This is a genomic window from Pseudomonas sp. B21-015 (assembly GCF_024749285.1).
Taxonomy (GTDB): Bacteria; Pseudomonadota; Gammaproteobacteria; order Pseudomonadales; family Pseudomonadaceae; genus Aquipseudomonas.
Genome location: NZ_CP087196.1, coordinates 5,079,007 through 5,102,273, shown reverse-complemented (window position 1 = coordinate 5,102,273; position 23,267 = coordinate 5,079,007). Strand labels below are relative to the sequence as shown.

Genomic DNA, 23,267 nt, shown 5'->3' with positions numbered 1-23,267 from the left:
TGTTGTGGACGAGAAACAACGTTACGACGAGGGCCTGAAAGTCCGCCGCGCAGTACTTGGCGACGCCCACGTCGACCGCAGCCTGAGCGCGCTGACCGAGTTCAACTCGGAGTTCCAGGAAATGATCACCCGCCACGCCTGGGGCGACATCTGGACCCGCCCGGGCCTGCCGCGCCACACCCGTAGCCTGATCACCATCGCCATGCTGATCGGCATGAACCGCAACGAAGAACTCAAACTGCACCTGCGTGCCGCCGCCAACAATGGCGTGACCCGCGGCGAGATCAAGGAAGTGATCATGCAGAGCGCAATCTATTGCGGCATCCCGGCGGCCAACGCGACCTTCCACCTGGCCGAGTCGGTGTGGGATGAGTTGGGGATTGAGTCGCGGGAGTGATCCGCGAAAGTTGTGTTGCCTGAGTTGACGCCTTCGCGGGCAAGCCTCGCTCCCACAGGTCTGCGGTGTGAATGCAAATGTTGTGTTCACCGAAGATCCCTGTGGGAGCCGGGCTTGCCCGCGATGGCGGCAGTCCGTTCAATATTGATGTGACTGAAAGATTGCCATCGCGGGCAAGCCCGCTCCCACATTCAGTTTGTGTTTACAGCAGGCTGATCGGATAGCTGACGATCAACCGGTTTTCGTCGAACTCGTTGTTACTGAAGTCGCGGCGGATGGTCGAGTTGCGCCATTTGACGTTGAGGTTTTTCAGCGTGCCGCTCTGCACCGTATAGCCCAGTTCGCTTTCGCGGCCCCATTCCTTGCCGTCGCTGGTGGTTGCGGTATGGACGTTGTCGCCGCTGATGTAGCGGTTCATCAGGGTCAGGCCCGGTACACCCAGGGCGGCGAAGTTGTAGTCGTGGCGCAGTTGCCAGGATTTTTCCTTCGCGTTGTCATAGCTGGCGTTGTAGCTGTCGTTGGCCAGGGTGCCGCCGCTGGTGCCGTTGACCCGCATCCAGGCGCTGTCGCCGGTGAGTTTTTGCAGGCCGACGTAGAAGGTGTTACCGCCGTATTTGGCCGAGAACAGGCCCGACCAGGTCTTGTTGTCCAGTTCGCCCGCCCGGGCGCTGCCGTCATCCTTGCCGTAGAAGAACCCGAGGTTGGCGCCCAGCGTCCAGTCGCCCAGCGGTTGGGTGTGGATCAAGTTGACGTATTGCTGGCTGTAGATGTCCTTGAGCTCAGCATTCCATAGGCCGATCTGGGTGCGCTTGTCGTTGAAGGCATATTCGCCACCCTGAAAGTTGAAGCGGTCTGAGGTGAACGCCGCTTTGCCGGTCATCGACATGTCGCTCATGCTGCTGTCGTCCCGCGGGCTGTTGGCGCGGAACTGGCCGCCGTAGAGGGTCAGCCCGTCGATTTCCTTCGAGGTGATCTGGCCGCCACGGAAGGTTTGCGGCAGCGAGCGACCGTCGTCCGAACGCAGGATCGGCAGCACCGGCATCCATTCACCGACCTTCACTTCGGTCTGCGACAGCTTGGCCTTGAACGCCACATTGGTGCGACCGAAGTTATCCGCCGGGCGACCGTCGTGATCCAGCGGCAGCAACTGCGTACCGCCGGTGCCTTTGCCGCCGTCGAGCTTGACCGAATACAAACCCAGCACGTCCATGCCGAACCCGACGGTGCCCTGGGTGAACCCGGACTTGGCGTCGAGGATGAAACTCTGCGTCCACTCTTCAGCCTTGCCCTGGGTCTTGGTCGGGTTGGTGAAGTTACGGTTGATGTAGAAGTTGCGCAGGTTCAGGTTGACCTTGGCACCTTCGACAAAACCGGCTTCCTCGGCCATGGCGGGCAGGGCCGCGCCGGCCAGTGCGATGGCGATCAGGCTGGGAAACAAATACTGCGTGGTGGAGGAAGTCATGGGCTCGGGTCTCTCTAATTGTCAGGGATGAAGCAGTACACAGCCGCAACCGAGGGGTCGCAGACAAAAAATCGAACGGGAAAAAGGATCGGGCGAGATCAGCCAGAGTGGGGAGGGCGCGTAGTCATGGTGTCGGACCTTGTTGTTATTGATTTTTGCAGGTGCGGGCAATGGTGCGAGGGATGGGCGGGGGGATTCAATTGGGTGGATGGGGTTTTGGGCGATTATCGAACGCTAATGGGCGCCAGCCCGGTCATGGACGGTATGAGGCATTCTTAATTAAATCCAATAGTTATCCGGGGCGATAATGGGTGTCCGGGTTTACGTTTTATTAATGGCGCTTTGTTTATGTTGAAGTTGGATGGATGTGCTTAATGCTTTGGTTGTAAGAAGTTTCCTACGGCTCTTTCTGTCATTAAAGGTCTGTCGATAATCGCCAGTTAAACTTAAGGATTGGTGTTGTCGGTTATCGTGAAAAGATTTAAAGGGAATCGTGGATGTGGCTGGAAAAGAAAAGAGGCCTTGCTATATTCAAAATCCTCAGGCGGGGAAAGGGAAATCGCATGCTTCGTCAGGGGTTTTTTTAGTCATGCCGAAATAACAAGGAGAAGTGCCATGGGTAATAAAGTCAATCAGGAACGTTTGGCCTCGGTTCTCGGACGCGCCGTGCTGGACGAGAAATTCGCCACTGAACTTCACAAAGATCCGGCCGGTGCCGCTAAAAATATTGGCGTGCACTTAAGTACTGATGAGATCGCGGCGGTTAAAGGTATGGATGCTGCAAAACTGACGGCAGCCTCCGCTGGAATCCGGAGCAACCTGGGAATCCGCGCGGTATTTGATACACAGAACCAGCAGCAACAGGCGCGAATGGATTAAAGGCCGGCGATGCCATTTGGCGTGCCACGCAAGGTTGGCTTTTTCGGTGGTACGCCGAATGGCTTTATTGAATTCATGATGTAAAGCGCTCGAGCACGGAGTGAATGACTCATGTCTGTCACCTTGGCTCCAATGAATGACGCGGACTTTGTTACGTTTGCTGAAAGAGCCCTTGCTGAATATGGCGACGGCATGGTCGCTGCGGGCGAGTGGGTTCGAGAGGAGGCGTCGCAAAAAGCACGAAGTGTCTTCGAGCAATTGTTGCCGCAAGGGCGACTGACTGAAAAAAATCAACTCTGGGTGATCAAGGATCAAGCTCGGCGCATCGGTGAATTATGGGTCGCCGAACGACAGGCCGGTGCTGGTCGGATCGCCTTCATCCTGGACATTTACATTGACCCCGACGTGCGTCGTCAGGGTTATGCAAAGCAATCGCTGCTGGCCCTGGAGTCATGGGCACGCCAGGCGGGATGCGAGGAAGTGCGGTTGCATGTCTTTGGCCGCAACGATGCGGCGCGTCGTCTTTATGAACAATCGGGTTATGGCATTGCCAGTCTGACGATGGCGAAGCCATTGCCGCCAGCCTAAGGGAAGGTTGAGAAATGGACATCGGTAACAGTGGTCAACGTGAGCTATCGGTCGACGATTTATTTCAGGGTACGACCTTCCTTCCGGATTCGGAGCTTTCGCGATTTGAAGTCTTGCTGGAGCGTGTCAGTCGAAATCGCTACACCAGCTTTGTTGCGCTGTACACCGAGCTTTTTCAATTGTTTCCCAATGCCCCGCATTTGGCGGATTTCTTTGAGCAGGCGTTTAATCTTATCGTTCCTCCCACCCGGGAACAGCGTTTGATTATTAATGATCCGGTGTTTCAAGTGTGGAATGTGCTGACGGCTCATTACGCCAACCTGGTCATAACGAAAAAGACGGAGGACAGGGGTGAGCTGGAAAAAATGTTGTTCGAATTTCCAGAGATGCTACTGCGCGTTAAAGCGACGGACAGTCCTCGCGCGAATCATTATTGTCCTCCCGTGCATCGGTTTGATGTCGATCCGCTGGTTGCGATAGTAATGCCTCCCAGCTATGAGTTTCCGGAAGATGAAACAGTCCGCAAACAGTTGGAACGTAGCGGTTACTCCGTGCGTTTTTTTTGCGATGTGGTGAATATTGCCCTGTTGCGCATAGAACACACCTGGCCTGCCTGTCGCGAACAATTTAAAAAGCTGGTCAAGTCGATTTTTTATTTACCCGATGGTTCATTTCGAAGCTGTTCGGCTTCCCGCTTCACCGGAATCATCCTCTTGTCGAGCCGGGATGATTCGATACTCGATCTGGAAGAGTCTCTGGTGCACGAGGCTACTCATCAGTTGCTCTATCACATTGTCGAGGTGTGCCCGGTCGTTAAGGAAGAGACCTCGCGGGAGCCGTTGTTCGCCTTGCCGTGGTCGGGACAGAAGCGTGACTTTTATGGCTACTTCCACGCGTTTTTCGTGTACATCGCGTTGGTCAAATACCTGGGGCGGGTTCGTTCGCGTTCGTCCGAGGAGCTGCAACGGGCGCAAAACCGTCTTGTGTTCATTCTGCAAGGCTTGATCAAGGCGGTGCCGGATTTCGAAGCCAGCACTGATTTCACCCCCCAGGGACGTCAGCTGATGGAAAACCTGGTCAAAGAGGTCAAATCGCTGGAAAGCCAGTATGCCGGGCTATTGGCGATATCGGGGGCTGAGGCTGAGCAACAACGCTTGCTGGGTATGACCGCTTGATGCCAGGGAGGCTCACATGGGGATGTTTGATGCCTCGCCCTATCCCGAGGCCGGGGTAGGGCTGGAATACCATTTGCCACGGCACAGCCTTCAGGATGATCTGTCGGAGCATGGACTCGACCAGACTGTCGAACGGATTCTCGCCGAGGGTTTACCGCATTTCGATTACGTCGAGTTTCAGCCGACGCACTGCATTCTGGAACCTCGTCTGCTTGAGGTCAGCGCCCAAGTGCCGAGCTTGCTGCATTCGTCCAGTTTGTCCCTGGGCAGCGTGGGTATCGCGATGGATCGCGAGTTTCTGCGCATGACGCGGCGACTGTGCGACAAGACCCGTTCGCCGTGGCTGGCCGAGCATATTTCCTGGTCGCGTTTCCACGGTGGCGACATTCAGCACTTCATTTTGCCGACCTTGGCCCAAGAGGTGGCTGACACGGTGGTGGCCAATGCCATTGAACTGCGGGAACTCACGGCAACGCTGCTGGTGCTGGAAAACGCGCCGCGGTTGTTTTCATTGCACGATGCACAAGCGCAGTCCGAAGGCGAGTTCATCTCCAGTGTGGTGGAGCGCAGCGGCTCGGGCTTTCTGCTGGATCTCGACAGCGCGATCACGACGGCCAGAACCCAGGGTTACGACCTGAACGACTATTTGCGGTCGTTGCCGCTGGACCGGCTGATTGAAATTCACACCGGTCATCCGCGGCGGGATTGGGATATCTTGCGTCAGTTGTTTGCAACATCCCCGGTGAAAGCGATCACCCTTGAATGGGATATTTCCCGCAAAGCCGATGACGCGGAACTGTCGACGTTGATCAAGGCCATCAAGTCCTTGAGACCCAAGGCCCTGTTCTGGCAGGGGAGCGATCAACAGGGCGCGCAACAGACGCCAGCGGAGGGTGCGCAGACTCTGTTGAAACTCAGGGAAAACACTTGGCTCAGTGTCGGCTCGGCATCGTTTTTTATCCGGGATCGGCAGCAGGACCTGAGCCTGGCGTTCGACGTGACGTTTCTGCCGTTACTGCGCCACTTCCTGACCCCACAGACGCTGGAGAGTGCCTTGTTGCTGCCGGGTGTTTTGCAAAGCCCTGCACAGGACGACAACCTGGCGTTCCTGAGGACGCTGGTCAGCCACGAGGTTTTGCTGCCCGTCGCGAATCAATCGGACATTATCCCGCCCGACGAGTGCAAACATCCGCTTGACCTTTGGGCCCACTGGGATGCGGCGCTGGAGTTTTACCTGAGTACCCGGACCGGCTCGCACACGCCCTATGTCAGCGTTGCCGAGCTGGAAACGGAGCTTGAGCAAAGGGCCTCGGCGCAACGCCAGCCCTCGGCGTTCAAGGACTATGGGTCCCATCCGTTCATTGCCCTGGAAAACCCGCTACTGACTCCCTGCGCGATTGCTCAGCCGGCGTTGCTAGACTCGCTGTGCAATCGCCGCACGTCACGAACCTTCAGTGACCAGCCGTTGAGTTCGGCACAGTTGTCTCTGTTGCTCTATTACACCTGGGGCGCGACGGTCGTGGAGCAAAACCGCATGGGGGACTACTTCCTGAAAAAAACCTCGCCGGCCGGCGGTTCACTGCAAGGCACCGAGGTGTATGCGGTGCTGATGAATGTGCAGGGTTTCGAGCGAGGTCTTTACCACTATTCGGTACGTCGTCACGGGCTTGAGTTGCTGTCCCTGGAAGATCCGCGAGCCTGGATCAGCGAGGCTTGTGGCGGGCAGCCGTGGATCAAGGACGCGGCGGCGGTGTTCGTTTCCACGGCGCGGGTCGAACGGATGGCCTGGAAATACGAATTCAGCCGGGCACTGCGGGTGGCGCTGATGGATGCCGGGCATCTGAGCCAGACCTTTTCGCTGCTGGCCACCGCCTTGGATCTGGGCTGTTTCACCACGGCGGCGTTACGCGACGAAATGTTCGAAAACCGCTTGGGGCTCGATTATCTGGAAGAGCCGGTGTTTCTGGTGAATGGGGTTGGGAGGTAATACGAACGCGTTACCTTTTTCATGGCCAACAAAAAGCCCACCATTTGGCCATTACACCGTTTGGTGGGCTTCGTGTTTACCGCGCTATCAGAACAACTTCATCTTCGGCGCTTCTTCTTTCAACGGCTCGTTCTTCGCCGTCTGTTCATTCCAGCCACCCCCCAGCGCCTTGTACAGATTGACCGCACTGGTCAGCTGCGCCAGACGGTCGGTGATCAGCGCCTGTTGGGCACTGAACAGCTGGCGCTGGGCGTCGAGGAAGGTCAGGTTGCTGTCGACGCCGATGCGGTAACGACGCTCGGCCAGACGGTAGTAGTCCTGGTTGGCGCTGACGAAATCACGCTGAGCCTGCAACTGCTCGGTGTAGGTCTGGCGTGCGGCCAGGCCATCGGCGACTTCCTGGAAGGCCGTTTGAATGGACTTCTCGTAGTTCGCCACGCCGATGTCTTTCTGGATTTTGGAGTAATCCAGGCTGGCGCGCAGGCTGCCGGCGTTGAAGATCGGCAGGTTGATCTGCGGCTGGAACAACCAGGTGCCCGAACCGCCCTTGAACAGACCGGAAAGGTCCGGGCTCAGGGAGCCGGCATTGGCGGTCAGGCTGATGCTCGGGAAGAACGCAGCCCGCGCCGCGCCGATGTTGGCGTTGGCAGCCTTGAGGTTGTACTCGGCCTGAAGGATGTCTGGACGACGTTGCAGCAAATCCGACGGCAGGCCGGCCGGCACTTCGCTCAGCAGGTCGTCCGACAGTGGCTTGGCCGCTTGCAGATTGGCCGGGATACCGGTGCCGAGCAGCAGCACCAGGCTGTTTTCATCCTGGGCAACCTGACGGGTGTATTTGGCCTGTTGCGCGCGGGCGTTTTCCACCGAGGTACGCGACTGGGCCAGATCCAGCGCCGAGGCTACACCCACTTCGTTGCTGCGCGAGGTGAGTTTGAAACTCTCCTCGTAGGCGCCGAGGGTTTCCTGGGTCAGTTTCAACAGCTCCTTGTCGGCCTGCCAGGTCAGGTAGGCATTGGCCACACTGGCCACCAGGCTGATCTGTGTGCTGCGGCGCGCTTCTTCAGTGGCGAAGTATTTCTGCAGTGCTTCTTCGCTCAGGCTGCGCACCCGACCGAACAGGTCGAGTTCATAGGCACTGATGCCGACGGTGGCCGAGTAGGAGCTGGTGATGCCCGCTTCACCGGTTTGCGAAGCCCGTGCCGGAACCCGCTGACGGCTGCCGCTGCCGGTAGCCGAAACCGCCGGGAACAGATCGGCACGCTGAATGCGGTACTGAGCCGCATAAGCGTCGATGTTCAGCGCCGCGACGCGCAGGTCACGGTTGTTCTCCAATGCGGTCTGGATCAGCTGTTGCAATGCCGGGTCGTGGAAAAACTGCTTCCAGCCCTGTTCGGCGGCGGCCTGGTTGGGTGCCTGGGCCGGCGAATACGCCGGGCCTTGCGGGTATTGGCCCGCCACCGGTGCTTCAGGCTGCTGATAATCGGGTATCAGCGAGCAGCCACCCAGCACGAAGGCGGCGACTGCGAGGGAGAGTAGCGACTTGCTCATTAGCCAGCCTCTTGAGAAGTTTCAATGGCGTCATCCTGGTCGGCGACTTTGCGCTGGCCCATGGACGACACGGTGACGAAGAACAACGGAACCCAGAAGATCGCCAGGATCGTGGCCGTGAGCATACCGCCAATCACCCCGGTTCCGATCGCATGTTGGCTACCCGAACCTGCGCCCGTGGAAATGGCCAGCGGTACCACGCCGAGCACGAATGCGAGCGAGGTCATGATGATCGGTCGCAGACGCATCCGGCAGGCTTCGATCGCTGCATCGCGCAGGCTGCGCCCTTGTTCATGCAGTTCCTTGGCGAACTCGACGATCAGAATGGCGTTTTTCGCCGCCAGACCGATGGTGGTCAACAGCCCCACCTGGAAATACACGTCGTTGGACAGGCCGCGCAGGCTGGTCGCCATCAGCGCACCGATGATCCCAAGCGGCACGACCAACATGACCGCGATCGGGATCGACCAGCTTTCATACAACGCCGCCAGACACAGGAACACCATCAGCAGCGACAAGGCGTACAGCGCTGGCGCTTGCGAGCCGGACAGACGTTCCTCGTACGACAGACCGGTCCAGGAAATACCGACACCGGCCGGCAGTTTCTTGGCCAGGGCTTCGACTTCGGCCATGGCTTCACCGGTGGAATAACCGGGGGCCGGGGCACCGAGGATTTCCATCGCCTCTACGCCGTTGTAACGCGACAGCTTCGGCGCACCGTAAATCCACTCACCCTTGGCGAAGGCCGAGAACGGAACCATGGTGCCGGCGCTGTTGCGCACGTACCACTTCTTGACGTCTTCAGGGCTCATGCGGGCACCCGGCTGGCCTTGCACGTAAACCTTCTTCACCCGACCGCGGTCGATGAAGTCGTTCACATAGCTACTACCCAAGGCAATCGACAGGGTGTTGTTGATGTCGGTGAGGGTCACGCCCAGGGCGCTGGCCTTCTCATCGTCGATTTCCAGTTGGTATTGCGGCTCGTCGTTCAGACCGTTCGGACGGACTTGCGACAAGACCTTGCTTTGCGCCGCCATGCCGAGGAACTGGTTGCGTGCCGCCATCAGCTTTTCGTGACCGATACCGGCGCGGTCCTGAAGGAATACGTCGAAACCGGTGGCGTTACCCAGTTCCAGTACCGCCGGTGGCGCGAAGGCAAACACCATGGCGTCGCGGAAGGTGAAGAAGTGCTGTTGGGCACGGGCCGCCAGTTTGAACACGCTGTTGTCGGCGTTACGTTCGTCCCACGGTTTGAGCATGATGAACGCCATGCCCGAACTCTGGCCACGGCCGGCGAAGTTGAAACCGGTCACGGTAAACACCGAGGCCACCGCATCGCCTTCGCCGCCATCCTTGCTCGGACGCAGCAGGAACTCGCGCATTTCATCCACGACCACTTGCGTGCGCTGGGAGCTGGAACCGGCCGGGGTTTGCACCTGGGCAAACAGTACGCCCTGGTCTTCTTCCGGCAGGAACGCCGTTGGAATGCGGGTGAACAGCCAGATCATGCCGACCACGATGATCAGGTACGCCAGCAGGTACGGAGCCTTGTGCGCGAGCATGTTGCCGACGCCGCGCTCGTAGCTTCTGACGCCACGGTCGAAGTTGCGGTTGAACCAGCCGAAGAAGCCGCGTTTCGGTATGCCGTGCTCGCCTTTCGGAATCGCCTTGAGCATGGTGGCGCAGAGCGCCGGGGTGAAGATCAATGCAACCATCACCGACAAGGCCATGGCCGAAACGATGGTGATCGAGAACTGCTTGTAGATCACACCGGTGGAGCCGCTGAAGAACGCCATCGGCAGCAGTACCGCCGACAGCACCAGGGCAATACCGACCAGCGCACCCTGGATCTGCCCCATGGATTTCTTGGTGGCCTCCTTGGGTGACAGGCCTTCTTCGCTCATGACCCGTTCGACGTTTTCCACCACGACGATGGCATCGTCCACCAGCAAGCCGATGGCCAGCACCATACCGAACATGGTCAGGGTGTTGATGCTGAAGCCGAATGCCGCGAGGATCCCGAACGTACCCAGCAGTACCACCGGCACGGTCATCGTGGTGATGACGGTGGCGCGGAAGTTCTGCAGGAACAGGAACATCACCAGGAACACCAGCACGATCGCTTCGACCAGGGTTTCAACCACACCCTTGATCGACTCGGTCACCACCGGGGTGGTGTCGTACGGGAACACCACTTCCATCCCTTGCGGGAAGAACGGCTTCAGGTCGTTGATGGTTTTGCGCAGGGCCTTGGCGGTATCGAGGGCGTTGGCACCGTTGGCCAGTTTCACTGCCAGACCGGAAGCCGGGCTGCCATTGAACTGGGCGCTGACGCTGTAGTTCTCGCCACCCAGGCCTACTTCGGCGACGTCTTTGAGACGAACCTGCGAGCCGTCCTTGTTGACCTTGAGCAGGATTTCCTTGAATTGCTCGGCAGTCTGCAGACGGGTCTTGCCGATGATCGTAGCGTTCAGTTGCTGGCCGGGCAGGGCGGGCAAGCCGCCGAGTTGACCGGACGAGACCTGGACGTTCTGCGCCGCGATGGCGGTTTTCACGTCCACCGGGGTCAGGTTGAAGTTGTTCAACTTGGCCGGGTCGAGCCAGATCCGCATCGCGTACTGGGCACCGAAGACCTGGAAGTCACCGACACCGGCGGTGCGGGAGATCGGGTCCTGCATGTTCGACACGATGTAGTTGGACAGGTCGTCCTTGGTCATGCTGCCGTCGCGCGATACCACGCCGATGACCATCAGGAAGTTCTTCACCGACTTGGTCACGCGGATGCCCTGTTGCTGCACTTCTTGCGGCAGCAGCGGGGTGGCCAGGTTCAGTTTGTTCTGGACCTGAACCTGCGCGGTATCGGAGCTGGTGCCTTGCTCGAAGGTCGCGGTAATGGTCATGCTGCCGTCGGAGTTACTTTCCGACGAGACATAACGCAGATTGTCGATACCGTTGAGCTGTTGCTCGATCACCTGCACCACAGTGTCCTGCACGGTTTGTGCAGACGCGCCTGGGTAGGTCACAGAGATGGCAATGGCCGGAGGCGCAATGCTCGGGTATTGGTTGATCGGCAGTTTGAGGATCGATAAAGCCCCGACCAGCATGATCACCAGGGCAATCACCCAGGCGAAAATCGGACGGTCGATAAAAAATTTCGACATGGTTTACTCCCCTTTGCCGCCGACAGCTGTATTAGCTGCCTGTGCGGGGGCCGGGCTCTTTGCGCCAACGTTAGTCGCTTCAGTGGCTTTGACTACGACACCAGGTCTGACGAATTGCAGCCCTTCGGTAATCAGGCGATCGCCTGCCTTCAGACCGTCTTCAATCAGCCATTGGCTGCCGACGGTGCGGCTGGCCTTGAGCTGGCGCAGTTCGACCTTGTTGTCCGGACCGACGACCAGTGCGGTCGGGGTGCCTTTGAGGTCACGGGTCACGCCTTGTTGCGGAGCCAGAATCGCGGCGCTGTTCACGCCAGCCTGCAACTGGGCGTGAACGAACATGCCCGGCAGCAGGGTGTGATCAGGGTTCGGGAACACCGCGCGCAAGGTCACGGAACCGGTGGTCTGGTCAACCGAGACTTCGGAGAACTCAAGCTTGCCGTCCACTTTGTACTGGCTGCCGTCTTCCAGGGTCAGCTTGACCGCGGCGGCGTTGTCGCCGGCTTTTTGCAGACGACCGCTTTCCAGTTCACGACGCAGCTCAAGCAGCTCCACCGAGGACTGAGTCACGTCGACGTAGATCGGGTCGAGTTGCTGGATGACGGCCATGGCGTCGGTCTGGCCGCTGCTGACCAGTGCGCCTTCGGTCACGGACGAACGGCCGATGCGACCGGAGATCGGTGCGTAAACCTTGGTGTAGCGCACGTTGATCTGGGCACTTTGCAGGGATGCTTCCGATTGCAGGCGGTTGGCCAGCGCCGTGTCGTACTCCTGACGGCTGACGGCCTGTTCGTCGACCAGTTGTTTGTAGCGATCCGAGATCGACTTGGTCGAACGCAGGTTGGCTTCGGCGCTTTTCAGGGTCGCGTCATAGACCGACGGGTCGATCTGATAGAGCTGCTGACCGGCCTTGACGTCGCCGCCTTCCTTGAACAGTCGTTTGAGAATGATGCCGTTGACCTGTGGGCGAACTTCGGCAATGCGGAACGCACTGGTGCGCCCCGGAAGTTCGGACGTCAGGGTGAAGGCTTGAGGTTGCAGGGTTACGACGCCGACCTGAGGGGGGGTGCGGCTGGTGCCGCTTCTTCCTTTTTACATCCGCTGAGCAGCGATGCCAGGGCGAGGGCAGTAACCAGAGCGGTAACAGCTGGCTTGAATTGCATGAAGATCCTCGGGTCAGGCGCGCACATTGCGCACAAGAAAGGTGGAAGGGTAAAAAATTTTTACCGGGTGGATAAGTAGCTTGCTAATGAATATACTTACGTTCATGGTTGTTTGTAAAGGGCCTTGGCGGCGTACCCACACAGTTACAAAAGCCGTTCAAAGGTTTGAATTGTAGGCCGGAGACGAAGCCCGAGAGCGCTCGCCCCACTTTTATTCAGCAGATATTCAGACATCGCTGAAGCACCCCTGATTGAGGTTTTACTGCCATGGTCCGTCGTACCAAAGAGGAAGCTCAAGAAACCCGAAGCCAGATACTCGAAGCGGCGGAAAAAGCCTTTTATGAGCGGGGCGTGGCACGCACGACGCTGGCGGATATCGCTGCCCTGGCCGGTGTGACTCGTGGAGCCATCTACTGGCATTTCAATAACAAGGCGGATCTGGTGCAGGCGATGCTTGATACCTTGCATGAGCCGCTGGAGGAAATGGCCAAGGCCAGCGAAAGCGAAGAGGAACTTGATCCGCTGGGCTGCATGCGCAAGCTGCTGATTCATTTGTTTCATCAAGTTGCACTGGACCCGAAAACCCGACGCATCAACGAGATTCTGTTTCATAAGTGCGAATTCACCGATGAAATGTGCGACCTGCGCCAGCAGCGCCGAACGGTCAGTCTCGATTGCAATGTGCGAATCGCTCTGGCCCTGAGTAATGCGATGAAACGCGGGCAATTGCCGGAAGATCTCGACGCTGCCCGCGCGGCCATCAGCCTGCATGCGTACATCGATGGCATCCTGTATCAGTGGCTGTTGGCTCCCGACAGTTTTCAGCTGCACACCGAAGCCGAGCGATGGGTCGATACAGGGTTGGATATGCTGCGCTTGAGTCCCAGCCTGCGCAAATGAAACAAAATGCGTAATTGGATCAGGTTGTGTAAATGGACGGGCGCCAGTGAAGAACCCTGTTCGCTCGCCTCATTGCAATGGGATGCTTTTATATACGTCTGCGACTCGGGTTGATACATAGCGAACTACGTATTTTGTAGGGATTTTGTGTCGAGTGTGTGAATGAGTGTGAGCGACTGAAAAGATCGCAGCCTTCGGCAGCTCCCACAAGGTGTATGCCATTCCAAGGTAGGAGCTGCCGAAGGCTGCGATCTTTTGTTCTTCTATCCATACGCAAAAGCCCCGGCTCTTTCGAGTCGGGGCTTTTCATTTCAATAGTTGAAACTTACAACGCCGGATAATCGATATAACCGACCGGGCCTTTACCGTAGAACGACTCAGGACGCGCCTCGTTCAGCGGCGCATCGGCCTTCAGACGCGCCGGCAGATCCGGGTTGGCGATAAACGGTACACCGAACGCCACCGCATCAGCCTTGCCGCTGGCCAGCCACTCGTTGGCGCTGTCCTTGGTGAAGCGTTCGTTGGCGATGTACGGGCCGCCGAAGGCTTCCTTCAGTTGTGGGCCGAGGCTGTCGCCGGCTTCTTTCTCGCGCGAGCAGATGAAGGCGATACCACGTTTGCCCAATTCGCGAGCGACGTAGGTGAACGTCTCGGACAGGTTTTCGTCGCCCATGTCATGGAGATCGGCACGTGGTGACAGGTGCACACCCACGCGGCCCGCGCCCCAGATTTCGATGGCGGCATCGGTCACTTCCAGCAACAGGCGCGCACGGTTTTCCAGGGAGCCGCCGTAGTTGTCGGTGCGCTGGTTGGTGCTGCTTTGCAGGAACTGGTCGAGCAGGTAACCGTTGGCGCCGTGGATTTCCACACCGTCGAAACCGGCAGCCTTGGCGTTCTCGGCACCCACGCGGTAAGCATCGACGATGTCGGCGATTTCAGCGGTTTCCAGGGCACGCGGCGTTGGGAAGTCGGCCAATGGGCGAACCAGGCTGACATGGCCCTTGGGCTGGATGGCACTCGGCGCGACCGGTGCTTCGCCGTTCAGGTACAAGGGGTGGGAAATCCGACCCACATGCCACAGTTGCAGGAAGATTTTGCCGCCAGCGCCGTGGATTGCTTTGGTCACGTTGCTCCAGCCGCGTACCTGGTCATTGGACCAGATACCGGGAGTGTCCGGGTAGCCCACGCCTATCGGCGTGACCGACGTAGCTTCGCTGAGGATCAGGCCGGCAGAGGCGCGTTGCACGTAGTACTCGGCCATCAGCGCGTTCGGCACACGGCCTTCGTCGGCGCGGCAGCGGGTCAGCGGTGCCATGATGATGCGGTTGGCCAACTCGAGGTCGCCCAGTTTGATCGGATCGAAAATAGTCGTCATTTAATACAACCCTCGTGAGGTATCAGTTAGTAGCAGGGGCCAGTTCGGGATTACCGCTCTGACGGAAAGTAATCAGGGTCACGAGCAGGGCGAGTACCGCCAGTGCCGCTGCCGCGAGCGGCACGCTGGTGAGACCGAAGCCGTGGGCGATGACGCTGCCGCCGACCCAGGCACCGAGCGCGTTGCCGACGTTGAAAGCGCCGATGTTCAGGGTCGATACCAGGTTCGGTGCCGCCTTGCCGTAGGTCACAACGTTCACTTGCAGGGCGGGTACGGCGGCGAAGCACGCGGTGGCCCAGAGGAACAGGGTGATTTCGGTCGGGATCACGGCAATGCTGGTCCAGGTCAGCACGGTGGACACGACCGCCATGGTGATGAACACACCGATCAGCGTCGCCGCCATGCTTTTGTCTGCCAGCTTGCCGCCGATGATGTTGCCGACCGTCAAGCCCAAGCCGATGAGCATCAAGGTCCAGGTCACGCCGCGTGGCGAGACTCCGGTGACCTCGCCCAACAGAGGGGCGACATAGGTGAACAAGGTGAAGACCGAGGCGGCGAATAACGCAGTCATGCTCAACGACAACCAGATGCCAGCGCCCTTGAGAGCGCGCAGTTCGGCGCGCATGTCGAGTTTTTCTTCATCGCGCCTGGCCGGCAGGAAGCGGATCAGGCCGATCAGCGCAATCACACCGATCACGGTCACCGCCCAGAAGGTCGAACGCCAGCCGGCTTCCTGACCGAGCGCGGTGCCCAGCGGCACGCCGAGGACGTTGGCCAGGGTCAGGCCGGTGAACATCAAAGCCACGGCCGACGCACGTTTGTTGGCCGGTACCAGACCTGCCGCCACCACCGAACCGATGCCGAAGAAGGCGCCATGACACAGCGCGGTGACCACGCGGGCAAACATCAAAACGTTGTAGTCACTGGCCAGGGCGCAGAGCAGGTTGCCGATGATGAAGATGCCCATCAATGCTACCAAAGCGGCCTTGCGCGGCAGTCTGGCGGTGGCCAGTGCCATGAACGGCGCACCGATGGCTACGCCCAGGGCGTAACCGGTCACCAGCCAGCCAGCGCCGGGGATCGACACGCCGAGGTCCGCCGCCACATCGGGCAGCAAACCCATGATGACGAACTCGGTGGTGCCGATGGCGAAGGCGCTCAAGGCCAGAATGAGTAGCGAGAGGGGCATTGTTGATTCCTTATCGGCGTACTGACGTAAAGGGTCAGAGCTCTTTGCTGAAAGTGCGGAGGAATTCCTGGATGGTTTCCTCGTTGCGTTTGAAAAAATGCCACTGGCCGACTTTGCGGCTGCTGATCAAGCCGGCGCGTTGCAGAGTCGCCAGGTGTGCGGACACCGTGGACTGCGACAAACCGCAACGTTGATCGATCTGCCCGGCGCAGACGCCGTGCTCATTGCTGTGGGACTGGTCGGGGAATTCGACGGTCGGGTCTTTGAGCCAGTGCAGGATGTCTCGCCGTACTGGGTGTGCCAGGGCTTTTATTATTTCGTCGAGGTCGAGGGTCATGGTTTGGGCTCGTGATGAGTAAAACGCTATATCGCGATGAGGCGAACTTTAAATCGGTACTTCGCGATATACCAATATGATTTTGGTCTGATGACCGCGTAAATCGGTATATCGAGTTATAACGATATGGATGACGCAGTGTTAAGCTGCGCCCATGAACTATCTCGCACATCTGCACCTCGGTGGCCAGCGCCCCGGTCAACTGCTCGGCAGTTTGTATGGCGATTTCGTCAAAGGACGGCTGCAGGGGCAGTTCGATCCGGAGATTGAAGCGGCCATCCAGTTGCACCGCAGCATTGACGTGTTTACCGATCGCCATCCGCTGGTGGATATCGCCTTGTCGCGGTTTTCCATCACGCGCCGGCGTTACGCCGGGATCGTGCTCGATGTGTTTTTCGATCATTGCCTGGCGCGGGACTGGACGCTTTATTCGGATCAGCCACTGGAGCAGTTCACGTCGGACGTGTACAGGGTGCTGTCCACCGAGTCGCAATTGCCGGAGCGCCTGGCGAAGATTGCGCCGCACATGGTGGCCAATGACTGGTTGGGGGCTTATCAGGAGTTCGAGGTGCTGGAGCAGGTGCTGCGCGGGATATCACGCAGGCTGACCCGGCCGGAGGAACTGGCCGCTGCGATGCAGGAATTACGGGCGTTGTATGAACCGTTGAGCGAGGATTTCCGATTGTTCTATCCCGAGTTGCAGGACTTTGTAGCGCGACGAGTGTAGCCAGCAGGATCAAAAGATCGCAGCCTTCGGCAGCTCCTACAGGGGGCATCATTCCAATGTAGGAGCTGCCGAAGGCTGCGATCTTTTTCTATCAGGCAGCGATCAGTTCGCCGGCACGCCGTGGCTCGGCAGGTTTCGCGATTTCACCAAACAACGCGCTCTGCACCGCCTGCTGCGCTTCGAACGCCAGCGCCGCGCGCTCCCGGTCCTGGCATTCGATCGGTTTGAGCAGGTGAATCTCCACCTCGCCTCGATCATTGGCGAACAAACGCATCAGGTGCGACAGCAAATCATCATCGCCAATGAACGGTGCCAGGGCATCGAGCTCGCCATTGCGCAGATAACGAATCGCCACCGGCTGCAGCGCCACTTCGGAATCGATCGCCGCGGACAGCAAACGCCCATGAAACGTACGCAGCGAGCGGCCATCGGTGGTGGTGCCTTCCGGGAACATCAGCAGCGGATGTTCCTGTTCCAGATGACGGGTCATTTGTTTGCGGATCAACTGACTGTCGCCTGAACCACGGCGAATGAACAGGCTGCCGGCCTTGGCCGCCAACCAGCCCGCCACCGGCCAGGTACGCACTTCGGCCTTGGACAGGAACGACAGCGGCGTGAGCATGCCCAGCAGCGGAATGTCGGTCCAGGACACATGATTGCTGACCCACAGCATCGGCGCCTTCGGCAATTGACCATGCACGGTCACACGAAAGGGCAAGGCATTGCTCAGCCGTGCCATGAAAAACCGCGACCAGCGCTGGCGACGGACCATCGAATGGGCAACCCCCAGTCGCTCGAACAGCCCGAACACGCCGGCCATGCTCAAGCCCAGGGCCACCACCAAAAGCACTCGCGCAATTCGCGCGTACACCCGCAAGCGGCTCATTACACAGCCGCCTTGAAGTGCTTGGCGTAGCGCGGGCAGAGCTCGTCGCGCTTGAGCAGGATGAACACGTCGGCCACCTGGAAGTCTTCGTCCCAGCACGGCTCGCCGCAGATTTTCGCGCCCAGGCGCATGTAGGCCTTGAGCAGCGGCGGCATTTCGGCGATGACGTTGGACGGGATATCCAGTGTCGGCAACGGTTTCTTCGGCTCGGCCCGCAGGTGTTCGGTGCACAGGTAGCGTTCGCGCAGACGCTGCATGATCGCGTGAGCCTGAATGCCGCCGTCCTGCATCGGAATGCTCGCGCACCCCATCAAATAGCTGTAACCGCCCTGGTTCAGCACTTCGGCCAGTTCACCCCAGAGCACGGCGATGGTGCCGCCGTTGCGGTAGGCCGGGTCGACGCAGGTGCGACCGATTTCCAGGATCGGGCCTTTCAGATGGACCAGACCATGCAGGCTGAATTCTTCTTCGCTGTAGAACTTGCCCAGGCTGCTGGCGGCTGTGTGGTCGAGCAAACGGGTGGTCGCCACCAGGCGCCCGGTGTTCAAGTCACGCACGCCGATGTGGGCGCAGTGAACATCATAGTCATCCATGTCCAGACCCAGCTCCGCGCCTTTGAGCCTGGCGTTGAATTCGCCGCTGAACACGTTGAAGCGCAAGGCCTGGGCTTCCTGCAACGCCTCGGCGCCCACCAGGCGTTCGGCTTGCAGGCGGCGTTCATTGCCGGTGTCGCTGATGCGGGCGATCTGAGTCATTGCGAATCTCCGTACGGGCTGGCCACCCGTCTTGGGGTGCAGCCGATCGACTTTCTTTATGCAGCCGTGTTGTGCAAAGTCAGGCTATGTAGCCCCGGTGTCATCGCCATGAAGCTTTGGTGATGCTTATATGACAGCCCACAAGGAGCCTCTTATGCCCTGGCAAACCCTGTTGACTCGCCGCGATCGCCTGCCCGCCAACCCAGACCTGGCCGAAGGCTTTGCGACCTTGATGCACCGGTTGGGTACGGTCACGCCGTTCGAACTGGCGGTGGTCGGCGGACGGCTGATGGCGACACCGGGGCTGGCGTTTCTGGTGGGGTATCAAGCGGCGTTGCGCATGCTTTGGCCGAGCGCACCGCTGAGCCTCGGCGCGTTGTGCGCGACCGAACAGCGCAGTTTGCGGGTGGCGGACATGCAGACGCGACTGCGCGATCTGCGCCTGAGCGGTCGCAAGGATTTCGTCACCGCCGGCGATGCCGCCGACTGGTTGCTGGTCGCCGCTCGCAGTGAAAAGCCCGGCAGCGACCCGCGACTGAGCCTGGCGGTGGTTTACCCCGGCGAACCGGGCGTGCGTCTGGAAAAACTCGCGCCGATGCCACTGATGCCGGACATAGGCCACGGTCGTTTGTTTCTCGATAACGCGCTGTGCGAATTGCTGGCGGGGGATGGCTGGGATGCTTACGTCAAACCGTTCCGCACCCTGGAAGACATCTATGTGCTGAGCGCCATGACTGCCTGGCTGTTCGGTGTCGGCCAGGACAGCGACTGGCCGCACACCTTGCAACTGCGCTTGCTGGCGCTGCTGGCCGGGTGCGCGGAAGTCAGCCGTCAGGCGCCGAACAATCCGGCCGGGCATGTGTTGCTGGGCGGGTTGTTTGCGCAGTTCGATGGGCTCAAGGCTGAAGTGAATCAGGCCCTGGCCGATGGCCCGCCTCAATGGGCGGCGATGTGGCAGCGCGACCAAACCGTGATGGATCTGGCGGCAGGGGCGCGGGGGAAGCGGTTGGCCAAGGCGTTGGCGGGGTTGTCGTAAGGCTGAAGGGACCCTTCGCGGGCAAGCCCGCTCCCACAAGGATCTCTGGTGTGCAAAATATTGTGTATGACGCAGATCATGTGGGAGCGGGCTTGCCCGCGATGGCGGCCTCATTGGCGACGCAAATACTGTCATCAAACTCGACTAGGCTCTGCAGGTTCATCCCTCCGAGCGCCCCCCATGTTCAAAGGCTTGTCCCTGTTTTTCATGTTGCTGCTCAGCCTCACGGCCCAGGCCGAAAACTGGCCGGCCGAGCAATGGTCGCCCGGCCCGAAAGTCACCGGGCCGGCACTTCAGGCCCTGGAGAGTTACGCCTTCCCACCCCGCGACGATGCCACTCACCAAGGCATTCGCACCGATGCCTTGCTGGTGATCCGCGACGGTCAACTCGTCTACGAACGCTACGCCGGCCCGACCACTGCCCAAACGCCGCACCTGACCTGGTCGATCAGCAAAAGCCTGATGGCCACGGTGCTCGGTGTGGCGTATGGCGAAGGCTTGTTCAAATTGCACGACCCGGTGGTGCAGTTCTATCCGCCGCTGGAAAAACACCCGGCCATGACCATGGCCGACCTGCTGCACTGGGCTTCCGGCCTGGACTGGCAGGAAGACTATGAATACGCACCGTTGAAGTCCTCAGTGGTGGCCATGCTTTACACCCGTGGTCACCGCGACATGGCTGCGTTCACCGCCGACCACGACGAGTACGCCAGGCCCGGTCAGGCATTCCGTTACTCTAGCGGCGATAGCAACCTGCTGTCCGCCGCACTGAAAACCATCGTCGGCCCGGCCCGTTATCCGGATTATCCATGGACTGCGCTGTTCGAACCCTTGGGGATTCGCAGTGCGGTTTGGGAAGCGGATGCCACGGGGGCGTTCGTCGCATCGTCTTATGCCTACCTCACCGCCCGGGACCTGGCTCGCGTCGGCCTGTTGATGGCGCGTGACGGTCGTTGGCGTGAGCAGCAATTGCTGCCCAAGGATTGGGTCGACTTCAGCAGTGAGCCTTTTGCCCATTATCAAGCCAACCAGGATGAAGCAGTGCCCGGCGGGCATTGGTGGCTCAATCGCGCGGTGGATGGCGCGACACAACCTTGGCCCGATGCCCCCGCCGATACCTTCGCCGCACTGGGCCATTGGGGCCAGGCAATGTACGTGATTCCCAGCGAGAAGCTGGTGATCGTGCGCTACGGCGATGATCGCGATGGGCGTTATCGGCACAACGAATTGCTCAAACTTGCGCTCAAGGCGTTTGCCATGAAGGTGCAGCCATGAGCCGCCACAGTTTTATTCGCCGTCGGCCGTTCAGCACGCTGTTGCTGGTGCTGCTGATCGCCTTGTTCGGCTGGGTCTGGCAGGAGCGTGTGGCGTTGTGGGCTTTCCCGGACATCATCAGCGCCTATACCGCCAAGGAATACTGTTCTTGCCGGTATGTGATGAACAATCCGGTGGAGTATTGCCAAAGCTATGTGAAGCAGTATTTGCCCACCAGTGGATTCGTCGATGACGCCGTGAACAAGCGTGTGACGGTTGGTGGGATGGGGCGCAGCAATAGCGCTGTTTGGGTTGGTGAACGCCAAGGCTGTCGCCTGCAACCCTGACAGTGGTCAGTTTTTTGTGGCGAGGGAGCTTGCTCCCGCTCGGCTGCGAAGCAGTCGTAATGTCAGTGGCCGAGGTCTGACTGGAAGAACTCATTGTCTGATTTTGGGAGCGCTTCGCAGCCGAGCGGGAGCAAGCTCCCTCGCCACAAAGGTTGGGTTGGAGTAACAGAAAGTTTGCAACCTGCCTCAGGCCAGTTAAGGTTCTCTCAGGTTTATCTGCCCATGAGTCTCTATGTTCAACCGTTTTGTCTGCAAAACCCTCGCTTTCCTGTTGCTGGCCGGTGTCACCGTGTCGGCCCAGGCCAATTGGTATCTGGACGGCGAGTCTTCGCGGCTGTCGTTCATCAGCACTAAAAACGCCAACATCTGCGAAGTGCAGCGCTTTCTGGTGCTGCACGGCAAGGTCGACCCCAAAGGCCTGGCGCAGGTGGAGGTTGAGCTGGAGTCGGTCAACAGCGGTATTCCGCTGCGTGACGAACGCATGCGCAAGGAGCTGTTCGAGATCCAGACGTTTCCCGAAGCGCTGATCACCACGCAAATCGATCTGCGGCCGATCAACGACCTGGCGCCCGGTGCGCAACTGGAGTTGCGCTTGCCGCTGACGGTCAACCTGCATGGCAAACAACACCAATACAACGCCGAACTGCTGGCGACCCGTCTCGATGACCGGCGCTTTCAAGTGGTGACCCTCGAACCGTTGGTGATCAGTGCGCAAGATTTCGACCTGGCCCCGGGCCTGGAAAGCTTACGCAAGGTTGCCGGTTTGTCGGCCATCAGTCTGTCGGTGCCGGTGGGTGCGGTGCTGATTTTCACGGCGCGCTGATATGCGCGGCGCAATTTTCCCGTGGCGTGAAGGCAATCGCTTTGAACTGCTGATCGACGGTCCGCAGTTTTTTCCGCGAATGCTGGTGGCGATTGCCCGCGCCGAAGAGCAAGTCGAACTGGAGCTGTACCTGGTGGAGGCGGGGGCCTGCGCCGAGGCGATGGTTCAGGCGTTGGTCCAGGCCGCCGAGCGCGGCGTGCGGGTGCGCTGCCTGTTCGATGACTATGGCAGCCTGGCCTTCACCCTGACCTTGCGTCAGCGCCTGATGGCCGCCGGTGTCGAGTTGCGTTTCTACAATCGCCTGAGCTGGCGGCGCTGGGTGGGCAACTTCTATCGCGATCACCGCAAGCTGCTGCTGGTGGATCAAACCCTGGCGGTCGTCGGCGGCACCGGGGTTACCGATGAGTTCTGGACGCCAGGCGAAGACACCAGCGAATGGCACGAAGTGATGGTGGAAATCACCGGCCCGCTGGTGATCGACTGGCAGTTGCTGTTCGACCGCCAATGGATCGCCAACCGCCATCGGCGTGCCTGGAAACCCACTGCGCACTTCGGTTTGCCGCGCCTGCCGCGAGTGCCGGCCATGGGCGAGGGCATGGGCCGGGTCGCCTATGCCGACGCCCGCCAACACCGCGATATTCTGCAATCGCTGGTTCGCGCGCTGAACAGCGGCCAGCGGCGGATCTGGCTGGCCACGCCGTATTTCCTGCCGACCTGGAAAGTCCGCCGCTCACTGCGTCGGGCGGCGAGTCGTGGCGTCGACGTGCGTCTGCTGCTGACCGGGCCGCGCACCGATCACCCGTCGGTACGCTACGCCGGGCATCGCTATTACCCGCGCCTGCTCAGGGCCGGTGTGAAGATCTTCGAATACCAGCCATGTTTCCTGCACCTGAAGATGGTGTTGATCGATGACTGGGTGAGTATCGGTTCGTGCAACTTCGACCACTGGAATCTGCGCTTTAATCTGGAAGCCAATCTCGAAGCCCTGGACCCCGGACTGACCCGGGCGGTGGCAGCGAGTTTCGAGAATGACTTTGCCCTGAGCCAGGAAGTCAGCCTCGAAGCATGGAAACGCCGACCGTTGTGGCGGCGGGTCAAGCAAAGGGTTTGGGGATGGGTGGATCGGTTGGTGGTGAATCTGCTGGATCGGCGGGGGTAGTCGTTCAGATCGTTCCCACGCTCTGCGTGGGAATGCAGCCCGTGACGCTCCGCGTCACTGGACGCGGAGCGTCCCTTGAGGCATTCCCACGCAGAGCGTGGGAACGATCAGTCCGTGCGCGG

General features: G+C 59.6%; 20 protein-coding genes and 1 pseudogene. 12 read left to right on the top strand and 9 right to left on the bottom strand.

Going from position 1 to position 23,267, the window contains the following annotated elements:
- Positions 1 to 4: 4 nt before the first annotated feature.
- A complete protein-coding gene (gene pcaC / locus LOY38_RS23300; protein ID WP_258697237.1) occupies positions 5 to 397 on the top strand; it encodes a 4-carboxymuconolactone decarboxylase in 393 nt (130 codons plus the stop codon).
- 202 nt (positions 398 to 599) lie between these two features.
- Here the strand turns inward: pcaC and LOY38_RS23295 are convergent, their stop codons facing one another.
- Positions 600 to 1,859, bottom strand: coding sequence for an OprD family porin (locus LOY38_RS23295; protein WP_258697236.1), 1,260 nt, complete (start codon positions 1,857 to 1,859; stop codon positions 600 to 602).
- 615 nt (positions 1,860 to 2,474) lie between these two features.
- On the opposite strand from LOY38_RS23295, the gene LOY38_RS23290 reads away from it, so the two are divergent.
- The 4 genes from LOY38_RS23290 (at position 2,475) to LOY38_RS23275 (ending at position 6,488) form a co-directional block, all read left to right on the top strand.
- A complete protein-coding gene (locus LOY38_RS23290; protein WP_258697235.1) occupies positions 2,475 to 2,738 on the top strand; it encodes an Os1348 family RiPP precursor in 264 nt (87 codons plus the stop codon).
- Positions 2,739 to 2,849: 111 nt separating this feature from the next.
- The gene (locus LOY38_RS23285; RefSeq protein WP_258697234.1) at positions 2,850 to 3,326 is read left to right on the top strand and encodes a GNAT family N-acetyltransferase; all 477 of its coding nucleotides are present in this window, start codon (positions 2,850 to 2,852) and stop codon (positions 3,324 to 3,326) included.
- Positions 3,327 to 3,340: 14 nt separating this feature from the next.
- Positions 3,341 to 4,501, top strand: a complete 1,161-nt coding sequence (locus LOY38_RS23280; RefSeq protein ID WP_258697233.1) for an aKG-HExxH-type peptide beta-hydroxylase — start codon at positions 3,341 to 3,343, stop codon at positions 4,499 to 4,501.
- Between the two features lie 16 nt (positions 4,502 to 4,517).
- Complete coding sequence (locus LOY38_RS23275) at positions 4,518 to 6,488, top strand: DUF692 family multinuclear iron-containing protein (RefSeq protein ID WP_258697232.1); 1,971 nt, start codon at positions 4,518 to 4,520, stop codon at positions 6,486 to 6,488.
- 87 nt (positions 6,489 to 6,575) lie between these two features.
- On the opposite strand, the gene emhC is transcribed toward LOY38_RS23275, so the two are convergent.
- From emhC to emhA, 3 genes and pseudogenes are all read right to left on the bottom strand, one after another.
- Positions 6,576 to 8,036, bottom strand: a complete 1,461-nt coding sequence (emhC, locus tag LOY38_RS23270) for an efflux RND transporter outer membrane subunit EmhC (RefSeq protein ID WP_258697231.1) — start codon at positions 8,034 to 8,036, stop codon at positions 6,576 to 6,578.
- The gene (emhB, locus tag LOY38_RS23265; protein WP_258697230.1) at positions 8,036 to 11,197 is read right to left on the bottom strand and encodes an efflux RND transporter permease subunit EmhB; all 3,162 of its coding nucleotides are present in this window, start codon (positions 11,195 to 11,197) and stop codon (positions 8,036 to 8,038) included. Before emhB ends, emhC begins: the two co-directional genes overlap by 1 nt.
- A 3-nt stretch (positions 11,198 to 11,200) precedes the next feature.
- A pseudogene (gene emhA, locus LOY38_RS23260) lies at positions 11,201 to 12,357 on the bottom strand (efflux RND transporter periplasmic adaptor subunit EmhA).
- Between the two features lie 267 nt (positions 12,358 to 12,624).
- On the opposite strand from emhA, the gene emhR reads away from it, so the two are divergent.
- A complete protein-coding gene (emhR, locus tag LOY38_RS23255) occupies positions 12,625 to 13,257 on the top strand; it encodes an efflux system transcriptional repressor EmhR (protein ID WP_258697229.1) in 633 nt (210 codons plus the stop codon).
- 325 nt (positions 13,258 to 13,582) lie between these two features.
- On the opposite strand, the gene LOY38_RS23250 is transcribed toward emhR, so the two are convergent.
- From LOY38_RS23250 to LOY38_RS23240, 3 genes are read right to left on the bottom strand one after another with little or no spacing between them, the layout of a single operon-like run.
- Complete coding sequence (locus LOY38_RS23250) at positions 13,583 to 14,632, bottom strand: alkene reductase (protein WP_258697228.1); 1,050 nt, start codon at positions 14,630 to 14,632, stop codon at positions 13,583 to 13,585.
- Positions 14,633 to 14,654: 22 nt separating this feature from the next.
- Positions 14,655 to 15,821: an MFS transporter gene (locus LOY38_RS23245; protein ID WP_258697227.1), complete on the bottom strand. Its 1,167-nt coding sequence runs from the start codon at positions 15,819 to 15,821 to the stop codon at positions 14,655 to 14,657.
- A 34-nt stretch (positions 15,822 to 15,855) separates the two neighbouring features.
- A complete protein-coding gene (locus LOY38_RS23240; RefSeq protein ID WP_258697226.1) occupies positions 15,856 to 16,158 on the bottom strand; it encodes a helix-turn-helix transcriptional regulator in 303 nt (100 codons plus the stop codon).
- 154 nt (positions 16,159 to 16,312) lie between these two features.
- On the opposite strand from LOY38_RS23240, the gene LOY38_RS23235 reads away from it, so the two are divergent.
- Entirely contained in the window at positions 16,313 to 16,885 is a 573-nt protein-coding gene (locus tag LOY38_RS23235; protein ID WP_258697225.1) for an ACP phosphodiesterase, read from the top strand.
- A 91-nt stretch (positions 16,886 to 16,976) separates the two neighbouring features.
- Here the strand turns inward: LOY38_RS23235 and LOY38_RS23230 are convergent, their stop codons facing one another.
- Complete coding sequence (locus LOY38_RS23230) at positions 16,977 to 17,771, bottom strand: 1-acyl-sn-glycerol-3-phosphate acyltransferase (RefSeq protein ID WP_258697224.1); 795 nt, start codon at positions 17,769 to 17,771, stop codon at positions 16,977 to 16,979.
- A complete protein-coding gene (gene olsB, locus LOY38_RS23225) occupies positions 17,771 to 18,526 on the bottom strand; it encodes an L-ornithine N(alpha)-acyltransferase (RefSeq protein WP_019580897.1) in 756 nt (251 codons plus the stop codon). Before olsB ends, LOY38_RS23230 begins: the two co-directional genes overlap by 1 nt.
- A gap of 154 nt (positions 18,527 to 18,680) precedes the next feature.
- Here olsB and LOY38_RS23220 point away from each other — a divergent pair, with 154 nt between their 5' ends.
- From LOY38_RS23220 to LOY38_RS23200, 5 genes are all read left to right on the top strand, one after another.
- The gene (locus tag LOY38_RS23220; RefSeq protein WP_258697223.1) at positions 18,681 to 19,562 is read left to right on the top strand and encodes an acyl-CoA dehydrogenase family protein; all 882 of its coding nucleotides are present in this window, start codon (positions 18,681 to 18,683) and stop codon (positions 19,560 to 19,562) included.
- Between the two features lie 180 nt (positions 19,563 to 19,742).
- Positions 19,743 to 20,837 (top strand): serine hydrolase, encoded by a 1,095-nt coding sequence (locus LOY38_RS23215; protein WP_258697222.1) that lies wholly within the window; start codon positions 19,743 to 19,745, stop codon positions 20,835 to 20,837.
- The gene (locus LOY38_RS23210) at positions 20,834 to 21,163 is read left to right on the top strand and encodes an amidase (RefSeq protein WP_258697221.1); all 330 of its coding nucleotides are present in this window, start codon (positions 20,834 to 20,836) and stop codon (positions 21,161 to 21,163) included. The genes LOY38_RS23215 and LOY38_RS23210 overlap by 4 nt, the downstream gene beginning before the upstream one ends.
- A 232-nt stretch (positions 21,164 to 21,395) precedes the next feature.
- Complete coding sequence (locus tag LOY38_RS23205) at positions 21,396 to 21,986, top strand: YceI family protein (protein ID WP_258697220.1); 591 nt, start codon at positions 21,396 to 21,398, stop codon at positions 21,984 to 21,986.
- Position 21,987: 1 nt separating this feature from the next.
- Entirely contained in the window at positions 21,988 to 23,145 is a 1,158-nt protein-coding gene (locus LOY38_RS23200; RefSeq protein WP_258697219.1) for a phosphatidylserine/phosphatidylglycerophosphate/cardiolipin synthase family protein, read from the top strand.
- Positions 23,146 to 23,267: the final 122 nt, after the last annotated feature.

Bases quoted from the DNA above. Each gene is read 5' to 3' on its own strand.
- LOY38_RS23295 (WP_258697236.1), bottom strand. From the start codon at position 1,859: ATGACTTCCTCCACCACGCAGTATTTGTTTCCCAGCCTGATCGCCATC.
- LOY38_RS23290 (WP_258697235.1), top strand. From the start codon at position 2,475: ATGGGTAATAAAGTCAATCAGGAACGTTTGGCCTCGGTTCTCGGACGC.
- LOY38_RS23285 (WP_258697234.1), top strand. From the start codon at position 2,850: ATGTCTGTCACCTTGGCTCCAATGAATGACGCGGACTTTGTTACGTTT.
- LOY38_RS23280 (WP_258697233.1), top strand. From the start codon at position 3,341: ATGGACATCGGTAACAGTGGTCAACGTGAGCTATCGGTCGACGATTTA.
- LOY38_RS23275 (WP_258697232.1), top strand. From the start codon at position 4,518: ATGGGGATGTTTGATGCCTCGCCCTATCCCGAGGCCGGGGTAGGGCTG.
- emhC (WP_258697231.1), bottom strand. From the start codon at position 8,036: ATGAGCAAGTCGCTACTCTCCCTCGCAGTCGCCGCCTTCGTGCTGGGT.
- emhB (WP_258697230.1), bottom strand. From the start codon at position 11,197: ATGTCGAAATTTTTTATCGACCGTCCGATTTTCGCCTGGGTGATTGCC.
- emhR (WP_258697229.1), top strand. From the start codon at position 12,625: ATGGTCCGTCGTACCAAAGAGGAAGCTCAAGAAACCCGAAGCCAGATA.
- LOY38_RS23250 (WP_258697228.1), bottom strand. From the start codon at position 14,632: ATGACGACTATTTTCGATCCGATCAAACTGGGCGACCTCGAGTTGGCC.
- LOY38_RS23245 (WP_258697227.1), bottom strand. From the start codon at position 15,821: ATGCCCCTCTCGCTACTCATTCTGGCCTTGAGCGCCTTCGCCATCGGC.
- LOY38_RS23240 (WP_258697226.1), bottom strand. From the start codon at position 16,158: ATGACCCTCGACCTCGACGAAATAATAAAAGCCCTGGCACACCCAGTA.
- LOY38_RS23235 (WP_258697225.1), top strand. From the start codon at position 16,313: ATGAACTATCTCGCACATCTGCACCTCGGTGGCCAGCGCCCCGGTCAA.
- LOY38_RS23230 (WP_258697224.1), bottom strand. From the start codon at position 17,771: ATGAGCCGCTTGCGGGTGTACGCGCGAATTGCGCGAGTGCTTTTGGTG.
- olsB (WP_019580897.1), bottom strand. From the start codon at position 18,526: ATGACTCAGATCGCCCGCATCAGCGACACCGGCAATGAACGCCGCCTG.
- LOY38_RS23220 (WP_258697223.1), top strand. From the start codon at position 18,681: ATGCCCTGGCAAACCCTGTTGACTCGCCGCGATCGCCTGCCCGCCAAC.
- LOY38_RS23215 (WP_258697222.1), top strand. From the start codon at position 19,743: ATGTTCAAAGGCTTGTCCCTGTTTTTCATGTTGCTGCTCAGCCTCACG.
- LOY38_RS23210 (WP_258697221.1), top strand. From the start codon at position 20,834: ATGAGCCGCCACAGTTTTATTCGCCGTCGGCCGTTCAGCACGCTGTTG.
- LOY38_RS23205 (WP_258697220.1), top strand. From the start codon at position 21,396: ATGTTCAACCGTTTTGTCTGCAAAACCCTCGCTTTCCTGTTGCTGGCC.
- LOY38_RS23200 (WP_258697219.1), top strand. From the start codon at position 21,988: ATGCGCGGCGCAATTTTCCCGTGGCGTGAAGGCAATCGCTTTGAACTG.